The organism is Catenulispora acidiphila DSM 44928 (assembly GCF_000024025.1).
Taxonomy (GTDB): Bacteria; Actinomycetota; Actinomycetes; order Streptomycetales; family Catenulisporaceae; genus Catenulispora; species Catenulispora acidiphila.
This window is the reverse complement of sequence record NC_013131.1, coordinates 9541556-9565673: the sequence shown is the minus strand read 5'-3', so window position 1 is coordinate 9565673 and position 24118 is coordinate 9541556. Positions and strand designations below refer to the sequence as shown.

Here is a 24118-nt window from a genome sequence, read left to right as displayed (position 1 = left end):
CCCGCGATGTTCGGGATGAAGACCTTGGTGGTGGGCGGTGGCGCGGTCGCGCTGTTGTGGATGATGAACTCGCACGCCAGCGCCGGGGACCTCGTGGACAACGTGCAGAACGGCGCGTCCACGGTGTCCAACGGCTACCAGAGTGTTTCCACCGGCGTCTCGAACGTGCAGAGTGCGCTGAACGGCGTGAGCACGAGCCTGAACGGTGTGAGCACCGGTGTGAGCGGTGTGAGCGGGGTGAGCACCAGCGTGAACGGCGTGAGCACCAGCGTGGGCGGCGCCAGCACCAGCAGCACCAGCAGCACCAGCGGCAGCGGGCTGAGCGGTCCGGCGGTGGAGCTGAACCCGAGCGCGGCCAAGCCCGGGCAGCAGGTCCTGATCACCGTCCCGACCTGCATCCAGCCGGAGACCGGGACCGCGACCTCCTCGGTGTTCGCCAACAACGGCTCGGTCTCGCTGACCCGGAACCCCAAGGGCGCGGGTCTGGCCGGCACCGCGACGATCACCTCGACCGCGCAGAACGGCCAGTGGTCGGTGAACGTCACCTGCGGCACGGGCTCGGCCAGCCTGAACGGCGTCACCAGCATCACGATCTACGGCGGCACGAACCCCACGCCGACCAACCCGCCCAAGGCCGGCGGCGGCGGTTCGGTGATGAAGGGCGACATGGGCATGACCGCCGGCGGCATCGCGCTGGTGGCCGGCGGCGTCGGCTACGGTCTGTGGACCATGCGCCGCCGCGGTGCCGACGGCACCCATGCCGGCTGAGCGATCTGCGACGGCGGGCCCGGACGGCGTGGGCGCCGGTCCGGGCCCGCGCTCCGGGGCGGCGGGCGGCGGCGGGCCGAAACGGCCCGGCCGGTCCGGCATGCGGCACAAGGGCGTGAAGGTCGTCATCGCGGCGGCCGTCGTCTTCGCCGGCGTGAAGCTGCTGGGCAGCGGTGTCAGTGCCCTGACCGGACCGCCCTCGCCGACCCGGAACGCGTTGTTCGGCAACTGGTCCGGTCCGGCGGCCACGCCGCTCGGGCGCTCGGTGCCGCTGCGCGTGCACGTCCCCTCGGTGGGCATCGACGCCCCGCTGATCCGCCTCGGCCTGGACCGCGACGGCGCGGTGGCGGTGCCGCCGATGTCGGTCCCCACCGAAGCCGGCTGGTTCACCGGCGACCCGACGCCGGGCGAGCGCGGCGCGGCGGTGATCGTCGGGCACGTCGACACCGACTACGGTCGCGCGGTGTTCTACCCGCTGGGCAACGTGCAGCCCGGCGCGCTGGTGATCGTGGACCGCGCGGACAAGACCCACGCGCAGTTCCGCGTGACGTCGGTCGAGGTGGTCGACAAGAACCGCTTCCCGGCGGACCGGGTGTACGGGAGCGACGACAACGGCACGCCGCAGCTGCGGATCATCACCTGCGGCGGCGCCTTCGACGGCTCGCACTACGCGGACAACCTGGTGGTGTACACGCAGCTGGTCGGGGTGACCGGCTGAGGCGGGGCTGGGGAACGGTGATCCCAGGGCACATCGGCCTCAGTGCGCGTAGGTCAGAGCGACGCTGATCTCAAGGCACGTCGATCCAGCGCGCCGCCGCCTCGAAGGTGGTGTCCGGCCGGGTGTTGAACGCGATCGCCGCGTCCGGGGCGTGCCGCCGGATCAGGTTGATCACCTGCTCGAACAGCTCCTCCTCGCCCCGGCGCACCGCGCCGCCGACGACCACGCACTCCCAGGACTGCGCGGTCAGCGCGGCCGTGACGACCGCGAGGATGTCGTCGCTGCCGTCGAGACCAAACAGGCAGGCCCGGACTCCGACGCCGCGCTCGGCGAACCGGTCCATCCCGACCTGGATGCCGTCCGCCGCCGGCTTCGGGTCCCAGGGTCCGGGGACCCGGTAGGGATCCAGGCCGATCACGAGCACTCGGGGGGTCGGCATCGCCGGTGTCCGCCTTCGGTGTCAGAGCTGATACATGACGTCGGCGCTGCGCCGCGTGAAGCCGAGCTTGGTGTAGACCGCCACCGCGGGGGTGTTGTCCGCCTCGACGTAGAGGATGACCTCGCCCAGACCGCGGTCGTGCAGGTGGCGCAGGCCGACCTCGGTCAGGGTGCGGCCGAGGCCGTGGCCCTGCTCGGCCGGGTCCAGGCCGACGACGTAGACCTCGCCGACCGGGCCGTCGCCGTAGGCGCTGTGGTCGTGCACCTTGGTCCAGTGGAAGCCGGCGAGCTTCGCGCCGCGCCAGGCCAGGAAGAAGCCCTCGGGGTCGAACCAGGGCTCGGCCATGCGGTCGCGCAGGTCCTGGACGGTCATCGAGCCCTGTTCGGGGTGGTGCGCGAAGGCGCGGGCGTTGACCTCGACCCAGGCCTCGTCGTCGACGCCGGGACGGAAGGTGGCGATGCGGATGCCGTCGGGCGGCGTCGGGGCGGGCGGTACGTCGGCCAGCGGCCGGGACATCACCCACAGCTCGCGGACCGGCTCCAGACCGCGCTTCGCGGCGAGCGCGGCCGCCGCGGGCAGGGCGCCGTGCGACCAGACGCGGATTGGCTTGTCGCCCCGGCGCACCTTCATGCGCAGGGCGTCGAGTAGGGCGCCGCCGACGCCTTGGCGGCGGGCGTCGGGGAGGACCACGACCTCGGCGGTCGGGCCCTCCTCGGCGTTCGACTTGTCCAGGAAGGCGTAGCCGGTCAGCTCAGAGCCCTGAGGGGAGAGCCGCCGGGCCACGAAGTGCCAGGCGTCCGTGTCGGCATCGGCATCGGCGTCGCCCGAGCGCTTGAGGTGGAGCAGGACCTGCTCGGGCAGCGGTGCCACGCCGTCCGCCCGCTCGGCGGCCTCGGCGAGGGACCGGATGGTGGCGACGTCCGCCTCGTTGGGTCGGCGGACGACGCCGATGGAGATTCCTGTCACCCCACCACGGTACGGGGTGCGGTCAGCGCGTCGGAGGCTCGAACCTCGTCGGCGCCCTCCTCTTCCGCCTCGGTACCGGCGCTGGAGCCGGCCGGCGTGCTGGAGCTGCTCCGCTTGTCGGGCATGACGAACCGGTACCCTACGTTGCGCACGGTCCCGATCAGCGCCTCGTGCTCGACCCCGAGCTTGGCCCGCAGCCGCCGGACGTGGACGTCCACGGTGCGGGTACCGCCGAAGTAGTCGTATCCCCACACTTCCTGAAGCAGCTGCGCCCGCGTGAACACCCGGCCGGGGTGCTGCGCGAGGTACTTGATGAGCTCGAACTCCTTGAAGGTCAGGTCGAGGATCCGGTTCCGGACGCGGGCGGTGTACGTGCCCTCGTCGATGGACAGGTCGCCGCTCTTGATCTCCAGCGGGACGTCCTCGGCGACCGCGCCGGCCGCCAGCTTCCCGATCGCCAGCCGCAGCCGGGCCTCGACCTCGGCCGGGCCCGCCGAGTCCAGCAGCACGTCGTCGATGCCCCAGTCGGCGGTCACCGCCGCCAGCGCGCCCTCGGTGGTGATCAGCAGCAGCGGGCAGTCCACCCCGGTGGTGCGCAGCAGCCGGCACAGCGAGCGCATCTGCGGCAGGTCCCGGCGGGCGTCCACGAGGATCGCGTCGGCCGGCGGGGTGTCGAGCAGGGCGGATGCCTCCGCTGGAGCCACGCGAACGTTGTGCAACAGCAGCCCGAGAGCCGGCAGGACCTCGGAGGAGGGGGTCAGTGAGTTGGTCAACAACAGCAAACTGGACATCCGCGGATCGCTCCTCTTTTGTCCGGGGGCACCTCTTGTCGTACCCGCCAGAAAACGCAGAGAGGACCCGTGGGGCGTCGTCGCCCGGATCCTCTGTCAGAGAGGATAGCCGTCATGAAGCGTTTCCCCGAGGTTTCCGTGCCGGAGTTCACACGTATTTTACCTGGACAAAGGCGCAGCTCGGGGCATCAGGACCCCGGCCAGACGCTTTTGACGGCCGATGGCGTACGGCTTAACGCCGTGCACAGGGCAGGTGTCGATCGCCGCTGGGCGTTCGTTCTGTGCCACGGTTTCAGCGGCTCCTGGCGCACCGGCGACATGGCCCACATCGGTGCCGCGTTGCGTCCATATGGCGGAGTGATCGCGTTCGACTTCCGCGGCCACGGACAATCGCACGGCCGGTCCACGCTCGGTGACCTGGAGGTGCTCGACCTGCACGCGGCGGTCGAGTGGGCCCGCGTCCTGGGTTACGAGAATGTGGCGACGGTCGGTTTCTCCATGGGTGCCTCGGTCGTGGTGCGGCACGGCGGGCTGTGCGGCTCGGGCGTCGGCCCGGGCTCGGCGACCGACGCCGTGGTGTCGGTGAGCGGCCCGGGCTGGTGGTTCGAGCGCTCCACGCGCGCCATGAAGATGGTGCACTTCCTGGTGCAGCACCCGGTGGGCCGGATGGTTTCGGGCGTGGCGCTGAAGACGCGCATCCTGCCGGACGGCTGGAACCCGGTGCCGGAGTCGCCGGTGGAGTTGGTCGGGCGGATCGCCCCGGTCCCGCTGCTGGTGGTCCACGGCGACGCCGACAAGTACTTCCCGCTGGGCCACGCCGAGGCGCTCTACGGGGCGGCGGGGGAGCCGCGCGAGCTGTGGATCGAGCCCGGATTCGGGCACGCGGAGGCCGCGGCGGCGCGCGAGGCGGCCGGGCTGGAGATGGTCGGCCGGATCGGGCGGTGGGTGCGGGCGCAGCCGGCCGCCGGAGACGTCGGCAGGAAGGCCGGCAGCGGCGTCCGGCCCGAGGAATCCGCCGGATCTTCGCGAATCGCTCGCCGCCGCGACAGCGCGGGCGACCAGGGGAGTGAATATAAAGGAAGGAACGGGGAGCTCGGCGAAGCGGGAGAGGTCATGGAAGGCGAGGCGGGATGAGCGGGCTGATCCGGTATTGGGCGGCGGCGAAGGCTGCGGCGGGGATCGCCGAGGAGCCGTTCGAGGGCGAGGTGCTGGCCGACGTGCTCGCCGCCGCGGTGGCCCGGCACGGCGCCGGCCTCGGCGAGGTGGTGCGCCGGGCGTCGTTCCTGGTGGACGGCACCCAGGTGGGCCGCCGCGACCCCGCCGACGTGCGGCTGCCCGAGGGCGCGGTGGTCGAGGTCCTTCCGCCGTTCGCCGGGGGCTGAGCGACCCCCGGCTGGTACCTTGCAGGCGGGAGAAGTCGGCAGGAGGAACTCAGGGTGGGCGAGTACACGGGCCGACGGCGCGGGCGGGCGGCGTCAGAGCCGTCGGCGCAGCAGCCCGAGTACGCATATGGGGAGCAGCCCTATGGGGATCCCTATGCGCAGCCGGTGCCGGAGTACCAGGCGCAGGGTTACGAGTACGCGCCCGAATACGTTCAGGAGCCTGGGTACGGCTACCAGGAGGCTCCCAGCTATGAGCAGTACCCGAGCTATGAGCAGCAGCCTGGGTACGAGCAGCAGGGGTACGCGGAGTATGGCTACCCCGAGCAGTATCAGCCTGAGGGCTATCAGCAAGAGGTTTACGCGCCAGAGGGCTATCAGCAAGAGCAGTATCAGCAGCAGCCTTATTACGAAGAGCCGTATGCCGAGCCATATGCCGAGCCCTATGCGCCCGACTACTCCACCGAGTACGCCGATGCCTACGACCCTCGCGATGGCTACGACCCGAACGCCTACGACCCGAACGCCTACGACCCCAACGCCTACGACCCCAACGCGTACTACCCCGACACCCAAGACTCGCCTGATGTCTACGCCGCCTACGACACCAACGCCGCCTACGACACCTACGACGGCTACGAAACCCCCGAGCCCCGCCGCCCCGCGCTCGCCCCGATGGCGCACCTGCCGTACACCGCGGCGGCGACCGTGGCGCTCGCCGTGGCCGCCTTCGTCTCCACCAAGGCGATAGCCGCCGTCGTCCTCCCGCTCCAGCTGGTCGTCGCCTACGCGGTCCTGGATCTGGCGGGCTTCGCCTCGCGCCGTACCGCCGTCCTGGTCGCGCTGCCGGGATTGGCCGGGGTGCTGGGGACCTTCAAGTTCCAGCCCGACGACGCCGCGTTGCCGATCGCGGCCGGGCTCGGCGCGGGCTTCGTGCTGGTGGCGGCCGATGCCGTGTTCCGCGCGCGGCGGCGCGGGGTCGAGCCGGGCTCCGTGCGTTCGCTGGCGGCGTCCGCGTCCGCGCTGCTGTTCTCCGGGCTGACCGGGCTGTTCCTGCCGGCGGCGGTGCTGCACACCGAGTCGGTGGCGGCCGGGGCGGCGGTGTGCGCGCTGGTCTCGCTGCTGGCGGCGCGCAGCCGCGAACTCGGCGCGAGCCGGGCGGCGGTGGTCGCGATACCGGTCACGATCGCCGCCCTTGCCTCCTACGCCGCGGCTATCCTCGTCCCATGACTTTCGAGGAGGGGCTCGATCAGCCGCGCCGGCAGGAGTATGTGCTGCCGGCGCGACGCCGCCGGTGGCCGACCCGGCTGGCGATCACGCTGCTCGTGCTCGTGGGTCTTTTCGTCGCCGCCGACCGGATCACGGTGAGCATCGCGGAGAGCCAGATAGCCAAGCGCATCCAGCAATCGCAGAACCTCGCGAGCAAACCCTCGGTGAGCATCGCCGGCTTCCCGTTCCTGACCCAGCTGATCGGGATGAAGCTGGACAAGGTCTCGGTGGACGCCCGCGGCATCGTCCGCAACGGCGTGCGGGTCACCGATCTGCACGTCGACCTCAACGGCGTCGCGCCCTCCGACGGCTTCAAGCAGGCCGACGTCGACCACCTGTCCGGCACCGCGCTGTTCAGCTGGACCGACATGGAGTCCGCGGCCGCCGCGCAGGGCCTGGACGTGACGCTCGCGCAGGGACCGGACAACACGGTCCGCGTCACGGGCAACGTTCCGGGCCTGGGCAAGGCCACGCTGCAGAGCAAGCTGTCGCTGAGCTCGGGCAACCGCCTGCAGCTGACCGCGAACAAGGTCGAGTCCTCCGCGCTGGGCCTGAACGGCAAGGTGCCGCGCGAGCTGGACTTCCCGATCAACGTCGGCACGCTGCCGATGCAGCTCACCCTGCAGACGGCCAACATGCAGACGTCGGCCGACGGCCTGCGCGTCTACGCCGCGGCGGACCACGTTCTGGTCACCGGCTCCGGGGTCACCTCCAGCTGAGGCTTCCGCGCCGCTGACGGTTTTTCGCCGTTTTTCCCGCTCCGCCGCACGTCACCGCGCTCTGTCTCACCGGCCGGACCGATCCGGTGTCGAACGATCACCGGGAATGCCATCATCGGCGTGTGACGTGGTGGCGACGGATTGAACCGGAACCGCCTCCCCTGCGTGTCCCTGGTGTGGACGTCGCGAGCGCGGACGCGGAGCGTCTGAGATCCCTCTACGCGGACCACGCTGGTCCGCTGCTGGGCTACGTCCTCAAACTGACGGACGGCGACCGCGGCCGCGCCGAGGACGTGGTGCAGGAGACGTTCCTGCGGGCCTGGCAGCACGCCGAGGCGTTCGCGCCCGAGCGCGGCTCGCCGCGCGCGTGGCTGTGCACGGTCGCCCGGAACATCGTGGTGGACCAGGCGCGGGCCCGCCGCTCCCGGCCCAAGGAGGTCGGCGACGAGGGGTTGGCGCTGGGGATCGCCCGCGAGGCGGTCGTCGAGGACGATCATGACCGGATACTGCTGGGATGGGAGGTGGCCGAGGCGATGGCGACGTTGAGCCCCGACCACCGGGCGGTGCTCCGGGAGACATACTTCAAGGGACTTTCGGTGGCCGAGGCCGCCGACGTCCTGGGCATCCCCCCGGGTACCGTCAAGTCGCGCACCTATTACGCGCTGCGCGCACTGCGGACCGCTTTCGAGGAACGGGGGATCAAGCCGTGAACCGGGAGCCGGAAGCAAGGCCGAGCGCCTGCGACGACGAGGACCTGCGCATGGCCGTCGGTGCCCTCGCGCTGGGCGCGCTGGACGCGGACGAGGCCCGCGAGGTGCGCCGGCATCTGGCCGACTGCCCCGAGTGCCAGGAGGAGTACGCCTCCTTCGTCGGGGTGAAGCGGGTCATGGACATCGGGCTGGTCGGCGCGCCGATGCCGGAGATGCCCGCGCCGGAGCGGCCGGGCCGGCGGCGGAGCCCGCTGTTCGGCACGCGCACCCCGGCTCCGTTCCGCGCCCCTCGGCGCCGCCGCGTCATGGCGGGCATCGCCGGCTGCGCCGCCGCGCTGGTCCTGGTCGTCGGCGGGTTCTGGGCCGGCAGCGGGACGTCCTCGCCCTCGACCAACACCGCGGCGGCGGAGGTGCTGCCGGCGGTGACCCAGCTCGGCGTGACCGCGCAGATCTCCTACCAGGACCACGGCTGGGGGACCGCCGTCACCGCGAAGATGAGCGGGACGCCGGACGGGCTGACCTGCACGCTGTACGTCTACGACCGGAACCACGACGTGATCCAGCTCTCGAACTGGCGCTCGGTGGCCGGCAAGACGATCGCCATCCCGGCGGCGACCTCGCTGCCCTCGGAGCAGATCGACCACTTCGAGGTCCGGGTCGTGGGTTATGGTGCGTACGACATCAACGTGCCGATGGCGTCGTGAGCGGCGCGCGTGACCAGCGGGGCGTACGAACCGTAAGACCGTCGTCTCACAGTGCGGTACATGCGTGACACCGCCCCGAGCCGTCTCTAGAGTCGGACACATGAAGCAGCAGGCGGACTTCACCAAGCGACGCGCAGTCGACCTGTGCCGCGTCGCCGCCTGCCTGTGTCGAATGCGCTGACCCTGGAGGGTCGGCTTTTTGTCGTGACCTGGTTCTGCCCGGGACGCGACGCCCGATCTGTGTAAGACGGGCCACCCTCTGCCCTCAGCGCGGACCCAAGCAAGACACGTACGTGCTTCCGCATGCCCGCGACGCCGGAACAACCGTGTCCGCGGGCGCACCCCCGCTCCGATCCGAACCCCGAACCATCCGGAGGACTCCCATGAGTCGCAACGACGTCCTGGTCGACGCCGACTGGGTCCAGGCGCACCTGGACGACCCGAAGGTCGTCCTCGTCGAGGTCGACGAGGACACGGCCGCCTACGACAAGAACCACATCCGCAACGCCGTCCGGATCGACTGGAAGCGCGACCTGCAGGACCCGGTCCGCCGGGACTTCGTGAACCAGGAGCAGTTCCAGGCGCTGCTGTCCGAGCGCGGCATCGCCAACGACGACACCGTGGTGCTCTACGGCGGCAACAACAACTGGTTCGCCTCCTACGCCTACTGGTACTTCAAGCTCTACGGCCACGGCGACGTGAAGCTCCTCGACGGCGGCCGCAAGAAGTGGGAGCTGGACTCCCGCGAGCTGGTCGTCGAGCAGCCGACCCGCGCCGCGACCTCCTACACCGCGCAGCCGCAGGACCAGTCGATCCGCGCCTACCGCGACGACGTCGTGGCCGCGATCGGCAGCACCAACCTGGTCGACGTGCGCAGCCCCGACGAGTACTCCGGCAAGCTCCTGGCGCCGGCCCACCTGCCGCAGGAGCAGTCGCAGCGTCCCGGCCACGTGCCGACCGCGGCGAACATCCCGTGGTCCAAGGCGGCCAACGACGACGGCACCTTCAAGTCCGACGACGAGCTCACCGCGCTGTACGAGGGCGAGGGCGTGGACCTGTCCAAGGACACCATCGCCTACTGCCGCATCGGCGAGCGCTCGGCCCACACCTGGTTCGTCCTGCACGAGCTGCTGGGCCAGGACAACGTGAAGAACTACGACGGTTCGTGGACCGAGTACGGCTCGCTGGTCGGCGTCCCGGTCTCGCTCGGCTCCAACCCCGGCTCGCCCGAGGGCGGCCAGCAGTGACGGCCTCGTGCGGCGCTCCCGCCGGCGGATTCAGCATCGAAGGAGTGGACGTGGCGAAGGAAACTGTCATCCAGGGCGCGGTCAGCCGTGACGGCGCGCCGGTGACCGGATACGTGCGCCTGCTGGACAGCACCGGCGAGTTCACCGCCGAGGTCCCCACCAGCCCCGAGGGCGGCTTCCGCTTCTTCGCGGCGCCGGGCACCTGGACGGTCCGCGCGCTGGTCCCGGGCGGCACCGTGGACGCCTCGGTCGAGGCGACCCTGGGCGAGGTCGCCGAGGTCGCGCTGGCGGTCTGAGCCGGTCTGGGCTGGTCTGAGCCGGTCTGAGGGCCGAAGGATCCGAGCGTATGAGGGGAGCGCCCGCCGCCGACGAACATCGGCGGCGGGCGCCGTCTTGTCCGCGGGACGTCAGTGACCCGACGAGACCCGAAGAGACCCGGCGAGACCCGAAGAGACCCAGCTCACCGCACAGCGCCCCACCGGCTCCGATAAACTCCCCACCATGAGCGTCCAGACCCTGTTCGACATCCTTCTGGTCCTGGTGGCCCTCGCCGTCGTGTGGTTCGCGTCCTTCACGGTGCTGCGGCTGTTCAAGGGCCAGAACTGATGGCGTTGGAGATCCCGTCCGACCTGCACCCGGACTGCGTCCCGCTGGCGTTCCTGCTGGGCACCTGGGCCGGCGCCGGGGTCGGCGGCTACCCGACCATCGAGTCCTTCAACTTCGGGCAGGAGGCCGTGTTCTCCTACATCCCCGGGAAGCCCTTCCTGAAGTACGAGTCGCGCTCCTGGCTCCTCGACGAGGACGGCAACCAGGTGCGTCCGCTGGCGACCGAGACCGGCTTCTGGCGCCCGCAGGCGCGTACCGAGGAGAACGGCACCGCCGGCACCACGCGCACCCAGCTCGAAGTGGTCCTCTCGCACCCGACCGGCTTCGCCGAGATCTGGGTCGGCGAGGCCGACGGCGCGAAGGTGGAGCTCCGCACCGACGTGGTGGCGCGCACCGAGACCGCCAAGGAATACACCGCCGGCCACCGCCTCTACGGCCTGGTGAAGGGCGACCTGCTGTGGGCCTTCGACATGGCGGCCATGGGACAGCCCATGCAGTCGCACCTGTCGGCCCAGCTCAAGCCGGTCAAGTGACCTGCGGACACAATTCCCCTGTATGAACGGTGGAGACCACTGTCCCCAGCCGGTGGGATAGTGGTGGTATGGAAACCGCGCCCACGGACCTGACGAAGGAGCTGCGCGCAAAGGGCTATCGCCTTACACCGCAGCGTCAGTTCGTCCTGCAGGCCGTGGCTAACCTGGACCATGCCACTCCCGACGCCATCTGCGAAGAGGTCCGCCGTACCGCGCGCGGCGTGAACCTGTCCACGGTGTACCGCACCCTGGAGCTCCTTGAGGAGCTGGGCCTGGTGACGCATACGCACCTCGGCCACGGCGCGCAGATCTATCACACTGCTGACCAGCCGGCGCATGTGCACCTGGTGTGCCGCGGCTGCGGACGCATTCTGGAGGCCGCCGACTCCGCTGCCGAGCCTTTGGTGCAGCGGTTGCTGGAGGACTACGGGTTCCAGACGGATGTGCGGCACCTCGCGGTGTTCGGGATGTGTGCCGAGTGCCGGTCGCGCGAGCAGGAGTAGCTCACACCGAGTTCCGCACCCACTTCGCATAGGCCTGCGTGAACTGATCCGTCGTGGTCCCCAGGACGCTCTTCATCGCGTCGTCGACACATGTCGACGCCGTCGCGTGCTTGTACACGGCGAGCATGAACTGGTCGACCTTCTTGGGTCCGTATTCGTCGGCCATGTACCGGATCGTCATGTGCGCGTAGAAGTAGCCCAGCGCAGAGGTGGCGGAGTCGGAGCTGTACACCTGACTGTCCGTGGGAAGCGCAGTGGGCACTCCGTGCTTCTTCACGTAGGAGTGCAGAGTGGCGCCGTCATAGAGGAGTTCCGACGTGGAGTACATCCTCTGCGATTCCCACTCCGCGAACCCCTCTATAGCCCACAGGTGGTCCTGCTCACTGCTCGCACTCTGGTCCTCGAACGGCCCGATCATCGCGTGCGCCATCTCGTGCTTGAACACGATGTCCGCGTCGGCGGGGTCGACGTTCTTGTACTGCGTGGTGTCCACGGCTATCCGAGAACTCGGGTAGAACCCGTCGTTCTTCCCGACCGCGGATATCGGCACTGTGACGCCGACTGATTCGGCGCGGTTCTGGCTGTATATGCCCTCGTACCGTGAGCGGTCGGCAGTGAGGAAGATCGAGAACCCCGGCGCGATACCGGTGCCGCCGGTCCAGTGCGCGAAGTCATACTCCGCGTCGCGCTCCATGGCGTCGGCGTGGCTCTTGGCGAAGGACGCTGACGTGTCGTCCGCCATGATCACCACCTTCGGCCGGGTCACCACCGTCAGGCCCGCCACCGCGTCCCACGGCGCCGGATAGTTGTGTTCGGACGCGGCACCGCTTATCGCGGTGATCTTCAGCGGACCGGTCGCCCCGTGACGCTGTACGGTCCACTTGTAGTTCTCCTTGACCGGCACGCTGTCGACCCCGGTGATCTGGTGGTCGAACGCCACGGTGGCCGTCGCGGTGGCGTCCTGCGGGCCGCCGTCGCTGGCGTCGACCATCACCAGCGAGTACTTCGCGCTGGTGAACGGGACCTTCCGCAGGTTGTCGAACAGCTGCCCCTGGCTGGTCGCCAGCTTCGGCTGCCCGGGATCGACGACGGAGACGAAGCCCGCGCGGTTCTTGCTGCCCAATGCCGCGGAGTAGCTGCTCACCAACGCGGACAGATCGTCGTAGCTGATGGAGACGGCCGGGGCGGTGCTGGTCGCGGTGCTCGGCGGCGGCGGGCTTTGGCTGGCGGAAGTGCTCGCAGTATGCGGCGCGACCAGTGCCTTACCGCTCGCCGCGGGATGCCCCGGACGTACCTTCGCCGCCGCGAGTCCTCCGACCGCGAGCGAGACCGTCATCGCGGCCACGCCGCCCACTGCCCACGCGGCGCGAGACGAGCCCGACCGTGCCATCGATTTCCCCGCCCTGCGCGTTGCACCGAGAACGACCCCGTCTCGTATGACCCGCACGGGGAGAACGGCAGCGTAACAGGCGCTTTGCGATAGGAGAGACTGGAGCCATGACGAGCCCCTTGCTGACCCTCCCCACAGCCGTCCCGGCCGACCCGCCGGACGCCGGCGTCGCCGCGCACTACGGCGACCCGCACGGGGAACAGCGCCGGCTGGCCGAGGGGCACAGCGGCTTCGTCGACCTCTCGCACCGCGGCGTCCTGCGCGTCTCCGGTCCGGACCGGCTGACCTGGCTGCACTCGTTCACCAGCCAGCACCTGGAGTCGCTGAAGCCCGGCGTCGCCGTCGAGGCGCTGATCCTCTCCCCGCAAGGCCGCGTCGAGCACGCGCTGTACCTCGTCGACGACGGCGAGGCGACCTGGTTCCACGTGGAGCCGGGAGCCGCGCCGGAGATCCTGGCGTTCCTGCAGAAGATGCGCTTCATGATGCGCGTCGAGCCCGAGGACGTGACCGCCGGCTACGCGCTGGTCCTCACGACCGGTCCGGTCCCCGACGGCGTGCTGGCGCGCGAGGTCGACCTGGGTCACGAGCTGTTCCTCCCCAGGGAGCGGCTGGCGAGCTTCGCCAAGGACGGCGGCGCGGGAGACCCCGCGGGCATGTGGGCCTATGAGGCGCTCCGCATCGCCGCGCACCGCCCGCGCGTCGGCCGGGAGACCGACGACCGCACCATCCCGCACGAGATCGACTGGATCGCCTCCGAGGGCCACCCGGGCGCCGTGCACCTGAACAAGGGCTGCTACCGCGGGCAGGAGACGGTCGCGCGCGTGGACAACCTCGGCCACCCCCCGCGCCGCCTGGTGTTCCTGCACCTGGACGGCACCCCCGAGCGCCTGCCCGCGCACGGCGCCGACGTGACCACCGCCGACGGCCGCGTCGTCGGCCAGGTGACCTCGGCGGCGCGCCACTACGAACTCGGACACGTCGCCCTCGCCGTGGTGAAGCGCACCACGCCGGTCGACGACCAGCTGCTCGCCGACGGCATCCCGGCCGCGCAGGAGATCGTGGTCGCGCCGGACGCCGGGGCGAATCGCCGGCCGGCCTTCCGCGCCGCGCGGTAGCGGATCGCGCACTGATCGCGCACTGATCGCGTACTGACGACCGCAGTGTGTCGCGGGTCTGATAAGTCCGAAGACCGGACGCGGACCGACTCGCGACGCGCCGCGGCGATCGCGGGCTTCCCGGGTGCGGCGCCGCCGTGAACAGGTCCGGAGCCGCGCCCCGAACCCGTGCGGGGTCCTCGCGATCAGGTCCGGACCGCCGTCTCGAACGCCCGCCCGAACCCGCGCCACGCCATCGCGATCGGGTGGCGATAGGCCCAACCTCGATCCGCACTATTCCCCTGCATGGAACGATGCTGTTATGGGCACCCACGCCACCAGACTCGACCGCGTCCTGATCGCCGCCCGGCGCCCGGACGCGGAGGTCGAGGCCCTCGAAGTCGCCGCCATCCGCAGGGAGCGCGGCGACGCGCTCCGAGAGGAGACCGAACTCTCCTACCTCCGCCGGGTCCTGCACGGCCGGATCGACATAATCGACGCCGAGCTGCGGCGGCGCGCCGAGGGGTCGGCCGAGCCGCTGGTGCAGTCGCTGGCGGCGATCCTGGCCGACGACCCGCCGGCCAACGCGCGTTCGCCGCGGCACATGGACATCGGCATCCTGCCGGACCCCGATCCCGGCGAGTACCGCTCGCAGATGGAGGAGCGGATCGACGCGGTCGGCCCGGCGATCGTGCTGGACCTGTCCGACGGACAGCTGGGCGAGGCGCGGCTGACGCTCAAGGCCTATGAGCGGGAGGTCTCCGAGTACCGGCGCATCGCGCAGGCGGTGATCGACCGGTTCGCGGACGAGCTGGCGCGCCGCTACCGTGAGGGGCAGGCAACCGTCGACGATCTGCTCAATGAGGAGCAGAAGATGGAGTAACACCGCACATGACCGCACAGGGAGTCGTCCCCCTCGCCGAGATAGTCCGCTCCGGGTTCACCGAGGGCTGGCACGACGGCCGCCTGGTGGCCCTGGCCGCCGACGGCAGCGTCGAGTTCGCGTACGGGGACGTGGAAGCGGTCATGATGCCGCGGTCCAGCAACAAGCCGATGCAGGCCGTGGCCATGCTGGAGAACGGTCTGGACCTGACCGGCGAGCTGCTGGCGCTGGCCGCCGCCTCGCACGCCGGCGAGCCCTTCCATCTGGAGGGCGTGCGCAAGATCCTGGCCGGCGCCGGCCTGGACGAGCAGGCTCTGGCCTGCCCCGCGGACTGGCCGCTGGCCGAGCAGGCGAAGCTGGCGATGGTCCGCGCCGGCGGCGACCGGCAGCGCGTGACCATGAACTGCTCCGGCAAGCACGCCGCGATGCTCGCCACCTGCGTGGTCAACCACTGGCCGATCACCGACTACCTCGCCCCGGACCACCCGATGCAGCGTGCCTCCCGCGCCGCGGTCGAGCGCCTGTCCGGCGAGCCGGTCCGGCACGACGCCGTCGACGGCTGCGGCGCCCCGCTGTACGGCATCTCGCTCGTCGGCCTGGCCCGCGCCTTCCGCGCCTGCGTCCTGGCCGCCCCGGCGACCCCCGAGCGCCGCGTCGCCGACGCGATGCGCGCGCACCCCGAGTACGTCTCCGGCACCGACCGCATCGACACCGACCTGATGGCCGGAGTCCCCGGCCTGCTGGCCAAGGGCGGCGCCGAGGGCGTCCAGGCGGTGGCGCTGCCCGACGGCCGCGCGATCGCGGTGAAGGTCGGCGACGGCGACCACGAGCGCCGCGCCGTGGGCCCGGTGCTGGTCGCGGCGCTGCGCCGGCTCGGCGTCGAGGCTCCGGTGCTCAGCCGCTACGCCGAGTCGCCGCTGCTCGGCGGCGGGCACCCGGTCGGCGCCGTCCGCTCCGTGATCTGAGGGGCGACACAGCGGTTTCGCGCTTAGGCTCGCGACCATGACCGAGTCGACGTGGTCCCCGACGGAAGTCCTCCCCGTCCTCCCGTACGACGAGTGGCGCCTCACGCGCGAAACCCTGCACCGCTACCTGCAGATCGTCGGCAAGATCGCCCTGGCGCGCGGGATCCGGCGCAACCACTGGTGGCACATGACGCTGCGGAACGAACCGCGCGGCTGGTCCACCGTCGAGCTCGGCACGGCGCGGCAGGGTCCGTTGTTCACCTGCGCATTCGACTTCTTCGATCATGTCCTGCGGATCGATACCGACCACGGCGGCCAGGCGCTGGTCCCGTTGGCGGATCAGACGGTGGCGTCCTTCTACACGCAGACCATGGACGCCTTGCGCGCGCTGGACATCGACCCGCACATCGCGCACCCGCATCCCTATGACCTCCCGGACAAGGAACGCCCCTTCGCGGAGGACACGGAGCACAAGATCTACGTGTCCGAACACGCACACCGCGCGTTCAAGGTCTACAGCCAGGTGGGCCGCATCCTGGAGGAGTTCAGCGCGTCCTTCTCCGGCAAGGTCAGCCCGGTCCAGGTCTTCTGGCACACCTTCGACATCGCGACCCAGCGCTACTCACCGCGCCAGATCCCCGCGCCGGAGGGTATGGACGAGGCGACCCGCGAGTCCTACTCCCGGGAGCAGATCAGCTCAGGGTTCTGGTACGGCGACCCCGACACCCCGGAGCCGACGTTCTACTCCTACACCTATCCCGAGCCCAAGGGCATCGAGGAGAAGGCGCTGCACCCCGACCCCGCGCGCTGGGTCATGGCGCGGCGGAGCCACACCGCGTACTACTCCTACGACGAGGCCCGTGCGTCGGACGATCCCGTGGGCTGCGCGCTGGCGTTCTACGAGTCCGCCTACGAAGCCGGCGCGGACCTCGCCGGGTGGGACCACGCGCAGCTGGCGTGCTGGGACGGCATCACCGATCCGGTGCTGCGCAGCGAAGAGCCGCTCGGACGGCCTTGGCCCGAGCGGTTCTGAGCGATTCTGAGCAATGTCGGCGGGGCGGCACGTGAGCTGAATCAGGCCTCGGAGACGTCGGCTTCGCACGCCGCGGCGCGCGCCAGCAGCAGCGCGCGTTCCCGGGTGTTCGCGGTGAGTCCGGCGGCGCGCTCGAACTCGGCGCGGGCTTCGGCAGGGCGGCCGAGCCGGACCAGCAGGTCGCCGCGCACGCTGGGGAGCAGGTGGTAGCCCTGCATCGCGCGCAGGCCGGTGAGCGCGTCCGTGATCGCCAGACCGGCGGCCGGGCCCTCGGCCATGCCGACCGCGACGGCGCGGTTGAGCTCGACGACCGGGGAGCGGGTCTGCCGCACGAGCCGGTCGTAGAGGTCGGCGATGAGGCGCCAGTCGGTGTCGTCGGCGGTGCGGGCGCGGGCATGGCATGCGGCGAGGGCGGCTTGGAGGTGATACGTGCCCGGCTGGGGGGTGTCAGAGCTTTGCGTCGCCGCTGCGGCTGCTGCTGCCGCTGCCTCGAGCTCTGCCGCGAACGCCTGGTCGGCACGCACCAGGGCTGCCAGACCCCGCTCGATCTGCGACCGGTCCCACTTCGCACGGTCCTGGTCCAGTAGCAGCACCGGCTCCCCGTCGGGTCCGGTCCGCGCGTGCCGCCGCGAGTCCTGGATCTCCATCAGCGCCAGCAGCGCGTGCACCTCCGACTCGGCTGGCATCAGCGCGGTCAGTACGCGGCCCAGCCGCAGCGCCTCCTCGCAGAGGTCGGCGCGCAGCCAGTCGTCGCCGGCGGTCGCCGAGTAGCCCTCGTTGAAGATCAGGTACACGACCTCCAGCACTGAGGCCAGGCGCCGCCGCCGCTCGGGACCGTCGGCGACCTCGAACGGGACTCCGGCGTCGGCGAGCGCGCGCTTGGCCCGCACGATCCGCTGCGCGGCCGTGGCTTCCGGGACCAGGAACGCGCGGGCGATCTCGGCGGTGGTCAGCCCGCCGAGGACGCGCAGCGTGAGCGCGACGCGGGCCTCGGCGGACAGCACCGGATGGCAGGCGGTGAAGACCAGGCGCAGCAGGTCGTCGTCGACGGCGGTGTCGGACAGCGCCTCGTCCACGGCGTCCAGGGCCGGGTCGGTCTCGGCCGGCGCGCCGCCGGCCTCCAGCTCGCGGCCCAGCTCGCCGACCTTGCGGCGCAGCGTCTCGGCGCGCCGGAAGTGGTCCACGGCGCGCCGCTTGCCGACCGCGGTCAGCCAGGCGCCGGGCCGGGCCGGCACCCCTTCGGCCGGCCACTGCTCCAGCGCCGCGACCAGCGCGTCCTGGGCCAGTTCCTCGGCCAAGCCCAGATCGCCGGTGTAACGGGCCAGGGTGGCCACCACGCGGGCCGCCTCCATCCGCCAGACCGCTTCGACGGTCTCGAGGGTCTCGGCGGTCTTGGCGGTCGCGACGGTCTTGGTCGTCTGCGCCATGGCGCCAGTCTGGCAGCCGGGGCGCGGACCAGCCGAGGCGGTTGAGCGGCCGCTACTCGCCGAGCTGCTGTCGCAGCTGCTGCTCAGCCTCCCGCAGTTCCGGCGTGAACTCGGGCCCGAGGTCGTCCATCGAGGCGATCGGGCGCACCTCCAGCGTCAGGCCGCCGGCGAACGGGGCGCGCTTCACCCACTCCAGCGCCTCCTCCAGCGAGGACGCCTGAAGCAGCCAATATCCGGCGACGATCTCCTTCGCCTCGGTGAACGGCCCGTCGACGACGGTGCGCCGCTCGGCGTCGTCGAACCGCACCTTCGCACCCGCCGACGTCGGCGTCAGCCCTTCAGCGGCCAGCAGGACGCCGGCCTTCGCGAGCTGCTCGTTGTAGGCGCTCATCACCTCGAACAGATCGGTCGGCGGCATGATCCCGGCCTCGGAGTCGGCGTTGCCCGGAATGAAGACCATGAACTTCGGCATAGGGATCGCTCCTCGCAGTACGGCTGGTCGATCCAGCCTCCATGACTGCGTCGGACGGCGCGCGGCGGGATCGACAAACGGAGCAAGGATTTCTCCCGACCCGGTCCGCCGCCCTTGATACCCAGACGCTCTAGGCTTAGGCTTCCTAGGTATGAGCCAGGACATGATGCGCGGACACCTCGACGGTCTGGTGCTGGCGGTGCTCGCCACCGGACCCTCGCACGGATACGGACTCATCGAGGCATTGCGGGACCGCAGCGGCGGAGTCTTCGACCTCCCCGAGGGCTCGGTCTACCCGGCACTGCACCGCCTGGAGCGCGCCGGCCTGGTCGCCAGCGGCTGGTCCGAGGTCGCCGGCCGCCGCCGCCGGGTCTACAGCCTGACCGCCTCAGGCAGCCGCGCCGCCGAGGATCGCCGCACCGAGTGGCGCTCGTTCTCGGCCGCGGTGGAGCGCGTGTTCGGCGCCGAGACCAAAGCCGGTGGCGGCGGCCGGACCGACGCGGGTTCGGCGGTGGCGTCATGACGATGTACCTGTCGGTCGAGGGCTATCTCGACGATGTGGCGGCACATCTGGCTGATGCGGGTTCGGCGGTGGCGTCATGACGACATACCTGTCGGTCGAGGGCCATCTCGACGAAGTGGTGGCACATCTGGCTGACGCGGGTTCGGCGGTGGCGTCATGACGTATCGGTCGGTCGAGGGCTACCTGGATGATCTCGCGTGGCGGCTGCGCGTCGGGATCCGAGGGCGGCGGCGGATTGTCAGCGAGGTCGCGGCGCATCTGGCTGATGCGATTGCCGAGGAGGAGGCTGCCGGTCACACGCCGCAGGCTGCGGCGCGGCGGGCGACGGCGCGCTTCGGGGCTCCGGAAGAGGTGGCTGCGGAGTTCAATCGGGATTGTGCGCTGCACAGTGCGCGGGTTGCGGCGTGGGCGCTGGTGGTGGGCGTGGTGGCGGCGGTTGGGGCTGCGGGGCTGGCGAATCAGGGTGGGGCGCCGGTGGTGCCGTGGCCGAATCAGGCTGTTTACTATGCCGGTCCCGTGCTGCTTGGGCAGGTGGCGGCGATGTGTGCCGGGACCGCTTTTCTGATCGCGGTGATCGCGCCTCGGGTGCTCGGCAGGGCTCCGGGGACGTTGGCGACGGCGGTGCGGGCGCAGGCGGTCGCGGTTCTGGCGTTGCTGCCAATCGGGGTGGTCGCGGCCGGGAACATCGCTCGTTCCTCGTGGACGCTGGGGGCGGTGTCGGCTTTGGCGGCGCTTGCGGTGCCGGTCGCGATGGTCTTGAGTGTGCGGGCTCTGCTGCGGGTCGGCACGGTGTCCGGGGGGTCTTCGACGCTGGATGTGATCGCTGACTGCAGCGAGGTGTTGGCGGCGCGGTGGATGTGGAGTGCGCGGCTGTTCGAGCTGGTGACGCGGACGTGGGCGACCGCCGCCGCGCGGATGCCGCATCTGATGAGCTGGCTGGAGATGCGGCGGCATCCGTGGCGGTCGGCGGTCACGATCTCGGTGGCGGCGGGGGTCGCGCTGAAGGCGCCGGACTTGCTGAAGGGCGATGTGGACCTGCCGGCCGCGGCGATCGAGGCGGTGGCGGCGTTCGTCGGCTACTGCCTGTTCAGCGCGCTGCTCGGTCTGCGGGCGGCTCAGCCGGTCGGCGCGAGGACGAGGTCGAGGGCTGAGGCGGTCTGAGGCGTCGGGGTCGGGGTCGGCGTCGGGGCGTCCTGCTCCGGCGCGTCGCGCAGCGCGAACACGGCCACGATCAGCGCCACCGCCAGCAGTCCGACGCCGATCATGAACGCCGCGTGGTACCCGCTGCTCAGCGCTTCCGCCGGGCTGTGGCCGGCGCGCAGCAGGTGCGCGGTGCGTCCGGCGGCGAGCGTGGACAGGACCGCCGCCCCGATCGCGGCTCCGACCTGCTGGGTGGTGTTGTAGAGCCCGGAGACCAGGCCGGCGTCCTGCTCGCGGGCGCCGGACATGCCGAGCCCGGCGGTCGCGGGCATCGCCAGGCCGCCGCCGGCGATCAGCAGCATCGTGGGGAGTAGGTCACGGACGTAGTTGGCGTGCGTCGGCATGCGCAGCAGCAGCGCGAGGGCGCCGGTGAGCATCGCCAGACCGGTGATCAGGACACTGCGGGCGCCGAACTTCGCGATCAGGCGGGCTGACACTCCCAGCGCCACGCCGCCGATCGCCACCGCCGCCGGGAGCATCGCCAGGCCGGTCTCGGTGGCGTCGTAGCCGAGGACTCGCTGCATGTAGAGGGCGACGATGATCTGGAAGGCGAACATCGCCGCGATCATCAGCATCTGCACCACGTTCGCGGCGGCGACGCCGGGCGAGCGCAGGATGCGCAGCGGCATCAGGGGGTTGGCGGCGGTGGCCTGGCGGACGAAGAAGCCCGCGATCAGGAGGACGGACAGGGCTCCGAGCCCGAGCGTGCGGGACGAACCCCAGCCGTGGTCCGCGGTGCCGACCACGGTGTAGATGGCGAGCATCAGGCCGCCGGTGACCAGCAGCGCGCCGCTCACGTCCACGCCGGCGCGCAAGCCCTGGCCTCGGTCGGTCGGGATCACCCGGACCGCGGCAGCGAGGGTCAGCAGCCCGATCGGGATGTTGATCAGGAAGATCCAGTGCCAGCTCAGCGCGTCGGTCAGGACCCCGCCGAGCACTTGGCCGATCGAGGCGCCGGCGGCTCCGGTGAAGGCGAAGACGCCGAGCGCCTTGGCCCGTTCGCGCGGCTCGGTGAACAGCGTCACCAGGATGCCCAGGCTCACCGCCGAGGACGCCGCGCCGCCGACGCCCTGCGCGAACCGGGCCGCGACCAGCATCGCCGGCGAGGTCGCGGCGCCGGCCACGGCCGAGGCCGCGAGGAACAGCGCGATGCCGGCCAGGAACACGCGCTTGCGGCCCAGCAGGTCGCCGAGGCGGCCGGCGAGGAGGAGCAGGCCGCCGAAGGCGAGCTGGTAGCCGTTCACCACCCAGCTCAGGCCGGCGGGCGAGAAGCCGAGGTGGGACTGGATGGAGGGCATGGCGACGGTGACGATGCTGCCGTCCAGGACCGCCATCAGGGCACTGGCGGCGATCACCGCGAGGGCGAGCCGCGGCGACCCGGCGGGGCGGGGAGTTCGGGGAGTTCGGGGAGCGCGAGGAGCGCCCGGAGCGCTGGGAGTTCGGGATTCGAAGGACATGCGATCACTCCTGGAGGACAGGACGCGGGGAGCCGCGGAGGCAGAACCTCGCCGGGCCGATAGGACTGACCGTAGCGGATGGTTTTGAAGCAGACAATCTTTTTCGGGAAGATCTTCTCCCGGAGTTGTCTCGGAGTAGACTGCCCGCATGACCTCCCTGGCGCCCGCCGCGCGCACCGACGCCGTGACGAGCACGGCGCCCGATCTGTCGTTCCTGCTGGACCACACCTCCCACGTGCTGCGCACCAAGATGGCCGCGGGGCTCGCCGAGGTGGGCATGACCGCCCGCATGCACTGCGTGCTGGTCAAGGCCCTGGAGGAGGAGCGCACGCAGATCCAGATCGCCGAGATCGGCGACATGGACAAGACCACGATGGTGGTGACGGTCGACGCCCTGGAGAAGGCGGGCCTGGCCGAGCGCAGGCCCTCCGCGACCGACCGCCGCGCGCGCATCATCGCGGTCACGGACGCCGGCGCCGAGATGGCGAAGCGGACGCAGCAGATCGTCGACCGCGTGCACGCCGACGCGATCGGCGCGCTGCCCGAGGAGATGCGGCCGGTGCTGCTGGAGGCGCTGGAACTGCTGACGCGGGGGCACTTGGCCACACCGGAGGAAAGTCCGGCGGGCGCTCGGCGGGCTCGGCAAGCTTAAGCAGGCGCTCTCAAAGAACGCGCCCACGACGTCGGACCGCCCGCCCGACGTGGCCGCGGCTCAGGGAGGAGGGCTGAGCGGCCTCGCCGGACGGGCGGTCCGGGTCTTGCGTCCTACTTGTCTTGCGTCCTACTTGTCGTGCGTCCAACTCTTCGTGCATCCCACACCACACACCTGACGCCGCGAGCGGCGTCCCCACCGGTCCACATCCCAGGGGGTCCTGCGAGTTGACCCGACGCCCCGGTCCCAAAGGACCGGGGCCCAGCATGGCCGTCTCGTCAGCAGCCACACCGTCCGGGAGTCGGGCTCTCCCGGGTTTTTCGGGGGTGAGACCACTATGGCCCGGCCGCCCCAGGGATTCGCTGAGACCCCTGTGAGAAAACCCTGAGAAATAAAATCGCAGGTCGAGGCCGGTGTGTTACCGAACGTATATCAGCGAAGAAGGTTCCCGTCCGGGCCGAGGAATTCGGCGATGAGAGCCCGGAGTTCGGCCCGGTGTCCCCACAACGCACCAGCCTTGTCGAACACCGTCAAGCGCGCCGTCGGGAGCACGGAGGCGACACGCCGCGCCGCCTCGACCGGGTGCGCCGGATCGCCCTCCTGAGCGATGACGAGCACCGGGATCCGCACGTCCTGCAACCGCTCCAAGCCGTGCGGATCGAGCGGCACAGCCGAGGCCAGCGGCAACCAGCGTTCAGGATCGCCGCCCTCGGCGACGAGTTCCTTCCCACGGCGCTCGGCCCAGTCGCGGGCGATCGCCGCGTCGCGGACCGCGAGAGGCTGAGTGCGCAGCAGGGCGTCGGCGACCCCTGGGGCGTCCGCCGCGGCCATGCGGTCGGCGAGGTCGCGATGCGGTGCGATGGCTTCGGGGCGGCGGGGAACGTCGGCGACGGCCGGCAGATACAGCACCACGCGCTCGAACCGGTCGGGCGTGCGGCTCAGCAGGCGCAGCAGCGTCGCCGCGCCGAGCGAGACGCCGAGCGCCGCGTCGGCGTGCTCGTGATCGGCGACGGCCAGCGCGGCGGCGGCGAGGGTGTCATAGCCCAGCGGGTCCGGACCGGTGGAGCGGCCGTGGCCGGGCAGGTGTGCGAAGACCTTGCGGCCAGGCACGCCGGAGGCCAGCGGCCGGGTGTCCTCGATGGACCCGGCCAGGCCGTGCAGGAACAGGGTGGCGGGCGGCGGGAGACCCCCGGCGAGCGTGTATTCGACGGTCCCGGCGCCGGACGGACCGGCGTAGGGCAGCGTCAGGGTCCTCACCAGGGACCGTAGGGACCCTGGTTGCTGCCGGTCTTGCGCTTGCTGCCGGAGACTTCCTTCAGGGCCGGGCGGACGTCGACCCAGTAGACCATCGCGACGACCACGCCGATGATCGTGAACAGCAGGCCCAGCAGCATGTTGGCGGCGATCGCCACGGTGAGGATGATCAGCCAGCCGGGCTTGGTGAGCTTGCCGGCGGCGCGGTAGGCGTCCTCGCGCCGCAGCGCGGCGTCGACCAGGACGACGATCTGCCCGACCAGGACGGCCAGGGAGATGATGGCGAGAAAGCTGGTGAGTCCGTCGCGCAGCGCGGAGCCGATCATGTCGCCGTCCTCCTTCTGATAACGGGGCTGGGATGCCTGCCGGTCGTTACCGGTCGTTACGTCCAACGTACGCGACCGGCGGGCTCGTTC

Annotated in this window: 29 protein-coding genes; 20 read left to right on the top strand and 9 right to left on the bottom strand. The window is 71.1% G+C overall.

From position 1 onward, the window contains the following. Window positions 1-6: 6 nt before the first annotated feature. Window positions 7-768 (top strand): hypothetical protein, encoded by a 762-nt coding sequence (locus tag CACI_RS40800; protein WP_015796805.1) that lies wholly within the window; start codon window positions 7-9, stop codon window positions 766-768. Continuing rightward, window positions 758-1486 carry a class F sortase gene (locus tag CACI_RS40795; RefSeq protein WP_015796804.1) on the top strand — a complete coding sequence of 243 codons (729 nt, stop codon included), beginning with the start codon at window positions 758-760 and terminating at the stop codon, window positions 1484-1486. The genes CACI_RS40800 and CACI_RS40795 overlap by 11 nt, the downstream gene beginning before the upstream one ends. A 70-nt stretch (window positions 1487-1556) precedes the next feature. On the opposite strand, the gene CACI_RS40790 is transcribed toward CACI_RS40795, so the two are convergent. Genes CACI_RS40790 through CACI_RS40780 form a run of 3 tightly spaced genes read right to left on the bottom strand, consistent with a single transcriptional unit; the run spans window position 1557 to window position 3682 of the window. Further along, on the bottom strand, window positions 1557-1925 hold the full coding sequence (locus CACI_RS40790; RefSeq protein WP_015796803.1) for a hypothetical protein: 369 nt from the start codon (window positions 1923-1925) through the stop codon (window positions 1557-1559). A 21-nt stretch (window positions 1926-1946) separates the two neighbouring features. Beyond that, a complete protein-coding gene (mshD, locus tag CACI_RS40785) occupies window positions 1947-2891 on the bottom strand; it encodes a mycothiol synthase (RefSeq protein ID WP_015796802.1) in 945 nt (314 codons plus the stop codon). Beyond that, window positions 2888-3682: a response regulator transcription factor gene (locus tag CACI_RS40780; protein WP_015796801.1), complete on the bottom strand. Its 795-nt coding sequence runs from the start codon at window positions 3680-3682 to the stop codon at window positions 2888-2890. Before CACI_RS40780 ends, mshD begins: the two co-directional genes overlap by 4 nt. Window positions 3683-3796: 114 nt before the next feature. Between CACI_RS40780 and CACI_RS40775 the strand changes: the two genes are divergently transcribed. From CACI_RS40775 to CACI_RS40730, 11 genes are all read left to right on the top strand, one after another. After that, on the top strand, window positions 3797-4816 hold the full coding sequence (locus CACI_RS40775) for an alpha/beta hydrolase (protein WP_015796800.1): 1020 nt from the start codon (window positions 3797-3799) through the stop codon (window positions 4814-4816). Continuing rightward, window positions 4813-5064 carry a MoaD/ThiS family protein gene (locus CACI_RS40770; RefSeq protein WP_015796799.1) on the top strand — a complete coding sequence of 84 codons (252 nt, stop codon included), beginning with the start codon at window positions 4813-4815 and terminating at the stop codon, window positions 5062-5064. Before CACI_RS40775 ends, CACI_RS40770 begins: the two co-directional genes overlap by 4 nt. A 54-nt stretch (window positions 5065-5118) precedes the next feature. Then, complete coding sequence (locus CACI_RS40765) at window positions 5119-6291, top strand: hypothetical protein (RefSeq protein ID WP_015796798.1); 1173 nt, start codon at window positions 5119-5121, stop codon at window positions 6289-6291. Further along, on the top strand, window positions 6288-7049 hold the full coding sequence (locus CACI_RS46795) for an LmeA family phospholipid-binding protein (RefSeq protein ID WP_015796797.1): 762 nt from the start codon (window positions 6288-6290) through the stop codon (window positions 7047-7049). The genes CACI_RS40765 and CACI_RS46795 overlap by 4 nt, the downstream gene beginning before the upstream one ends. A gap of 176 nt (window positions 7050-7225) precedes the next feature. Beyond that, the gene (locus CACI_RS40755; protein ID WP_015796796.1) at window positions 7226-7759 is read left to right on the top strand and encodes a sigma-70 family RNA polymerase sigma factor; all 534 of its coding nucleotides are present in this window, start codon (window positions 7226-7228) and stop codon (window positions 7757-7759) included. Next, a complete protein-coding gene (locus CACI_RS40750) occupies window positions 7756-8463 on the top strand; it encodes an anti-sigma factor family protein (RefSeq protein WP_015796795.1) in 708 nt (235 codons plus the stop codon). Before CACI_RS40755 ends, CACI_RS40750 begins: the two co-directional genes overlap by 4 nt. A gap of 100 nt (window positions 8464-8563) precedes the next feature. Then, on the top strand, window positions 8564-8644 hold the full coding sequence (locus tag CACI_RS54570; RefSeq protein WP_344661945.1) for an Ms5788A family Cys-rich leader peptide: 81 nt from the start codon (window positions 8564-8566) through the stop codon (window positions 8642-8644). 202 nt (window positions 8645-8846) lie between these two features. Then, a complete protein-coding gene (locus CACI_RS40745) occupies window positions 8847-9710 on the top strand; it encodes a sulfurtransferase (protein ID WP_015796794.1) in 864 nt (287 codons plus the stop codon). Then, complete coding sequence (locus tag CACI_RS40740) at window positions 9707-10006, top strand: DUF1416 domain-containing protein (protein ID WP_015796793.1); 300 nt, start codon at window positions 9707-9709, stop codon at window positions 10004-10006. Before CACI_RS40745 ends, CACI_RS40740 begins: the two co-directional genes overlap by 4 nt. A 309-nt stretch (window positions 10007-10315) precedes the next feature. Then, complete coding sequence (locus CACI_RS40735) at window positions 10316-10849, top strand: FABP family protein (protein WP_015796791.1); 534 nt, start codon at window positions 10316-10318, stop codon at window positions 10847-10849. Between the two features lie 68 nt (window positions 10850-10917). Further along, window positions 10918-11352 carry a Fur family transcriptional regulator gene (locus CACI_RS40730; RefSeq protein ID WP_015796790.1) on the top strand — a complete coding sequence of 145 codons (435 nt, stop codon included), beginning with the start codon at window positions 10918-10920 and terminating at the stop codon, window positions 11350-11352. Window position 11353: 1 nt separating this feature from the next. Here the strand turns inward: CACI_RS40730 and CACI_RS40725 are convergent, their stop codons facing one another. Beyond that, on the bottom strand, window positions 11354-12697 hold the full coding sequence (locus CACI_RS40725) for a M1 family metallopeptidase (RefSeq protein ID WP_143765597.1): 1344 nt from the start codon (window positions 12695-12697) through the stop codon (window positions 11354-11356). Between the two features lie 152 nt (window positions 12698-12849). Here CACI_RS40725 and ygfZ point away from each other — a divergent pair, with 152 nt between their 5' ends. The 4 genes from ygfZ (at window position 12850) to CACI_RS40705 (ending at window position 16717) form a co-directional block, all read left to right on the top strand. Then, a complete protein-coding gene (ygfZ, locus tag CACI_RS40720; RefSeq protein ID WP_015796788.1) occupies window positions 12850-13857 on the top strand; it encodes a CAF17-like 4Fe-4S cluster assembly/insertion protein YgfZ in 1008 nt (335 codons plus the stop codon). A gap of 301 nt (window positions 13858-14158) precedes the next feature. Beyond that, the gene (locus CACI_RS40715) at window positions 14159-14719 is read left to right on the top strand and encodes an RsiG family protein (protein ID WP_015796787.1); all 561 of its coding nucleotides are present in this window, start codon (window positions 14159-14161) and stop codon (window positions 14717-14719) included. 8 nt (window positions 14720-14727) lie between these two features. Next, a complete protein-coding gene (locus CACI_RS40710; protein WP_015796786.1) occupies window positions 14728-15684 on the top strand; it encodes an asparaginase in 957 nt (318 codons plus the stop codon). Window positions 15685-15721: 37 nt separating this feature from the next. Next, window positions 15722-16717, top strand: a complete 996-nt coding sequence (locus tag CACI_RS40705) for a DUF5996 family protein (RefSeq protein ID WP_015796785.1) — start codon at window positions 15722-15724, stop codon at window positions 16715-16717. Window positions 16718-16758: 41 nt separating this feature from the next. Here CACI_RS40705 and CACI_RS40700 read toward each other — a convergent pair whose 3' ends face one another. Together CACI_RS40700 and CACI_RS40695 are read right to left on the bottom strand one after the other, a co-directional pair. After that, window positions 16759-18144 carry an RNA polymerase sigma factor gene (locus tag CACI_RS40700; RefSeq protein ID WP_015796784.1) on the bottom strand — a complete coding sequence of 462 codons (1386 nt, stop codon included), beginning with the start codon at window positions 18142-18144 and terminating at the stop codon, window positions 16759-16761. Window positions 18145-18196: 52 nt separating this feature from the next. Beyond that, complete coding sequence (locus tag CACI_RS40695; protein WP_015796783.1) at window positions 18197-18616, bottom strand: YciI family protein; 420 nt, start codon at window positions 18614-18616, stop codon at window positions 18197-18199. 151 nt (window positions 18617-18767) lie between these two features. Between CACI_RS40695 and CACI_RS40690 the strand changes: the two genes are divergently transcribed. Both CACI_RS40690 and CACI_RS51795 read left to right on the top strand, forming a co-directional pair. Continuing rightward, complete coding sequence (locus CACI_RS40690; RefSeq protein WP_015796782.1) at window positions 18768-19139, top strand: PadR family transcriptional regulator; 372 nt, start codon at window positions 18768-18770, stop codon at window positions 19137-19139. 156 nt (window positions 19140-19295) lie between these two features. Beyond that, on the top strand, window positions 19296-20300 hold the full coding sequence (locus tag CACI_RS51795) for a permease prefix domain 1-containing protein (protein ID WP_015796781.1): 1005 nt from the start codon (window positions 19296-19298) through the stop codon (window positions 20298-20300). Here CACI_RS51795 and CACI_RS40680 read toward each other — a convergent pair. Then, complete coding sequence (locus tag CACI_RS40680; RefSeq protein ID WP_015796780.1) at window positions 20255-21796, bottom strand: MFS transporter; 1542 nt, start codon at window positions 21794-21796, stop codon at window positions 20255-20257. The genes CACI_RS51795 and CACI_RS40680 overlap by 46 nt on opposite strands. A gap of 148 nt (window positions 21797-21944) precedes the next feature. Here CACI_RS40680 and CACI_RS40675 point away from each other — a divergent pair, with 148 nt between their 5' ends. Further along, complete coding sequence (locus tag CACI_RS40675; protein ID WP_015796779.1) at window positions 21945-22448, top strand: MarR family winged helix-turn-helix transcriptional regulator; 504 nt, start codon at window positions 21945-21947, stop codon at window positions 22446-22448. Between the two features lie 432 nt (window positions 22449-22880). Here the strand turns inward: CACI_RS40675 and CACI_RS40670 are convergent, their stop codons facing one another. Continuing rightward, a complete protein-coding gene (locus CACI_RS40670; protein WP_015796778.1) occupies window positions 22881-23705 on the bottom strand; it encodes an alpha/beta fold hydrolase in 825 nt (274 codons plus the stop codon). Continuing rightward, on the bottom strand, window positions 23702-24028 hold the full coding sequence (locus tag CACI_RS40665; RefSeq protein WP_015796777.1) for a DUF2516 family protein: 327 nt from the start codon (window positions 24026-24028) through the stop codon (window positions 23702-23704). The genes CACI_RS40670 and CACI_RS40665 overlap by 4 nt, the downstream gene beginning before the upstream one ends. Window positions 24029-24118: the final 90 nt, after the last annotated feature.

Excerpts from the sequence above, each read along its gene's own strand:
- CACI_RS40665 (WP_015796777.1), bottom strand. The coding sequence starts at position 24,028 with ATGATCGGCTCCGCGCTGCGCGACGGACTCACCAGCTTTCTCGCCATC.
- CACI_RS40715 (WP_015796787.1), top strand. The coding sequence starts at position 14,159 with ATGGGCACCCACGCCACCAGACTCGACCGCGTCCTGATCGCCGCCCGG.
- CACI_RS40700 (WP_015796784.1), bottom strand. The coding sequence starts at position 18,144 with ATGGCGCAGACGACCAAGACCGTCGCGACCGCCAAGACCGCCGAGACC.
- CACI_RS40690 (WP_015796782.1), top strand. The coding sequence starts at position 18,768 with ATGAGCCAGGACATGATGCGCGGACACCTCGACGGTCTGGTGCTGGCG.
- CACI_RS40790 (WP_015796803.1), bottom strand. The coding sequence starts at position 1,925 with ATGCCGACCCCCCGAGTGCTCGTGATCGGCCTGGATCCCTACCGGGTC.
- CACI_RS40675 (WP_015796779.1), top strand. The coding sequence starts at position 21,945 with ATGACCTCCCTGGCGCCCGCCGCGCGCACCGACGCCGTGACGAGCACG.
- CACI_RS40770 (WP_015796799.1), top strand. The coding sequence starts at position 4,813 with ATGAGCGGGCTGATCCGGTATTGGGCGGCGGCGAAGGCTGCGGCGGGG.
- CACI_RS40795 (WP_015796804.1), top strand. The coding sequence starts at position 758 with ATGCCGGCTGAGCGATCTGCGACGGCGGGCCCGGACGGCGTGGGCGCC.
- CACI_RS40745 (WP_015796794.1), top strand. The coding sequence starts at position 8,847 with ATGAGTCGCAACGACGTCCTGGTCGACGCCGACTGGGTCCAGGCGCAC.
- CACI_RS54570 (WP_344661945.1), top strand. The coding sequence starts at position 8,564 with ATGAAGCAGCAGGCGGACTTCACCAAGCGACGCGCAGTCGACCTGTGC.
- CACI_RS40695 (WP_015796783.1), bottom strand. The coding sequence starts at position 18,616 with ATGCCGAAGTTCATGGTCTTCATTCCGGGCAACGCCGACTCCGAGGCC.
- CACI_RS40730 (WP_015796790.1), top strand. The coding sequence starts at position 10,918 with ATGGAAACCGCGCCCACGGACCTGACGAAGGAGCTGCGCGCAAAGGGC.
- CACI_RS40775 (WP_015796800.1), top strand. The coding sequence starts at position 3,797 with ATGAAGCGTTTCCCCGAGGTTTCCGTGCCGGAGTTCACACGTATTTTA.
- CACI_RS51795 (WP_015796781.1), top strand. The coding sequence starts at position 19,296 with ATGACGTATCGGTCGGTCGAGGGCTACCTGGATGATCTCGCGTGGCGG.
- CACI_RS46795 (WP_015796797.1), top strand. The coding sequence starts at position 6,288 with ATGACTTTCGAGGAGGGGCTCGATCAGCCGCGCCGGCAGGAGTATGTG.
- ygfZ (WP_015796788.1), top strand. The coding sequence starts at position 12,850 with ATGACGAGCCCCTTGCTGACCCTCCCCACAGCCGTCCCGGCCGACCCG.
- CACI_RS40710 (WP_015796786.1), top strand. The coding sequence starts at position 14,728 with ATGACCGCACAGGGAGTCGTCCCCCTCGCCGAGATAGTCCGCTCCGGG.
- CACI_RS40800 (WP_015796805.1), top strand. The coding sequence starts at position 7 with ATGTTCGGGATGAAGACCTTGGTGGTGGGCGGTGGCGCGGTCGCGCTG.
- CACI_RS40680 (WP_015796780.1), bottom strand. The coding sequence starts at position 21,796 with ATGTCCTTCGAATCCCGAACTCCCAGCGCTCCGGGCGCTCCTCGCGCT.
- CACI_RS40705 (WP_015796785.1), top strand. The coding sequence starts at position 15,722 with ATGACCGAGTCGACGTGGTCCCCGACGGAAGTCCTCCCCGTCCTCCCG.
- CACI_RS40735 (WP_015796791.1), top strand. The coding sequence starts at position 10,316 with ATGGCGTTGGAGATCCCGTCCGACCTGCACCCGGACTGCGTCCCGCTG.
- CACI_RS40780 (WP_015796801.1), bottom strand. The coding sequence starts at position 3,682 with ATGTCCAGTTTGCTGTTGTTGACCAACTCACTGACCCCCTCCTCCGAG.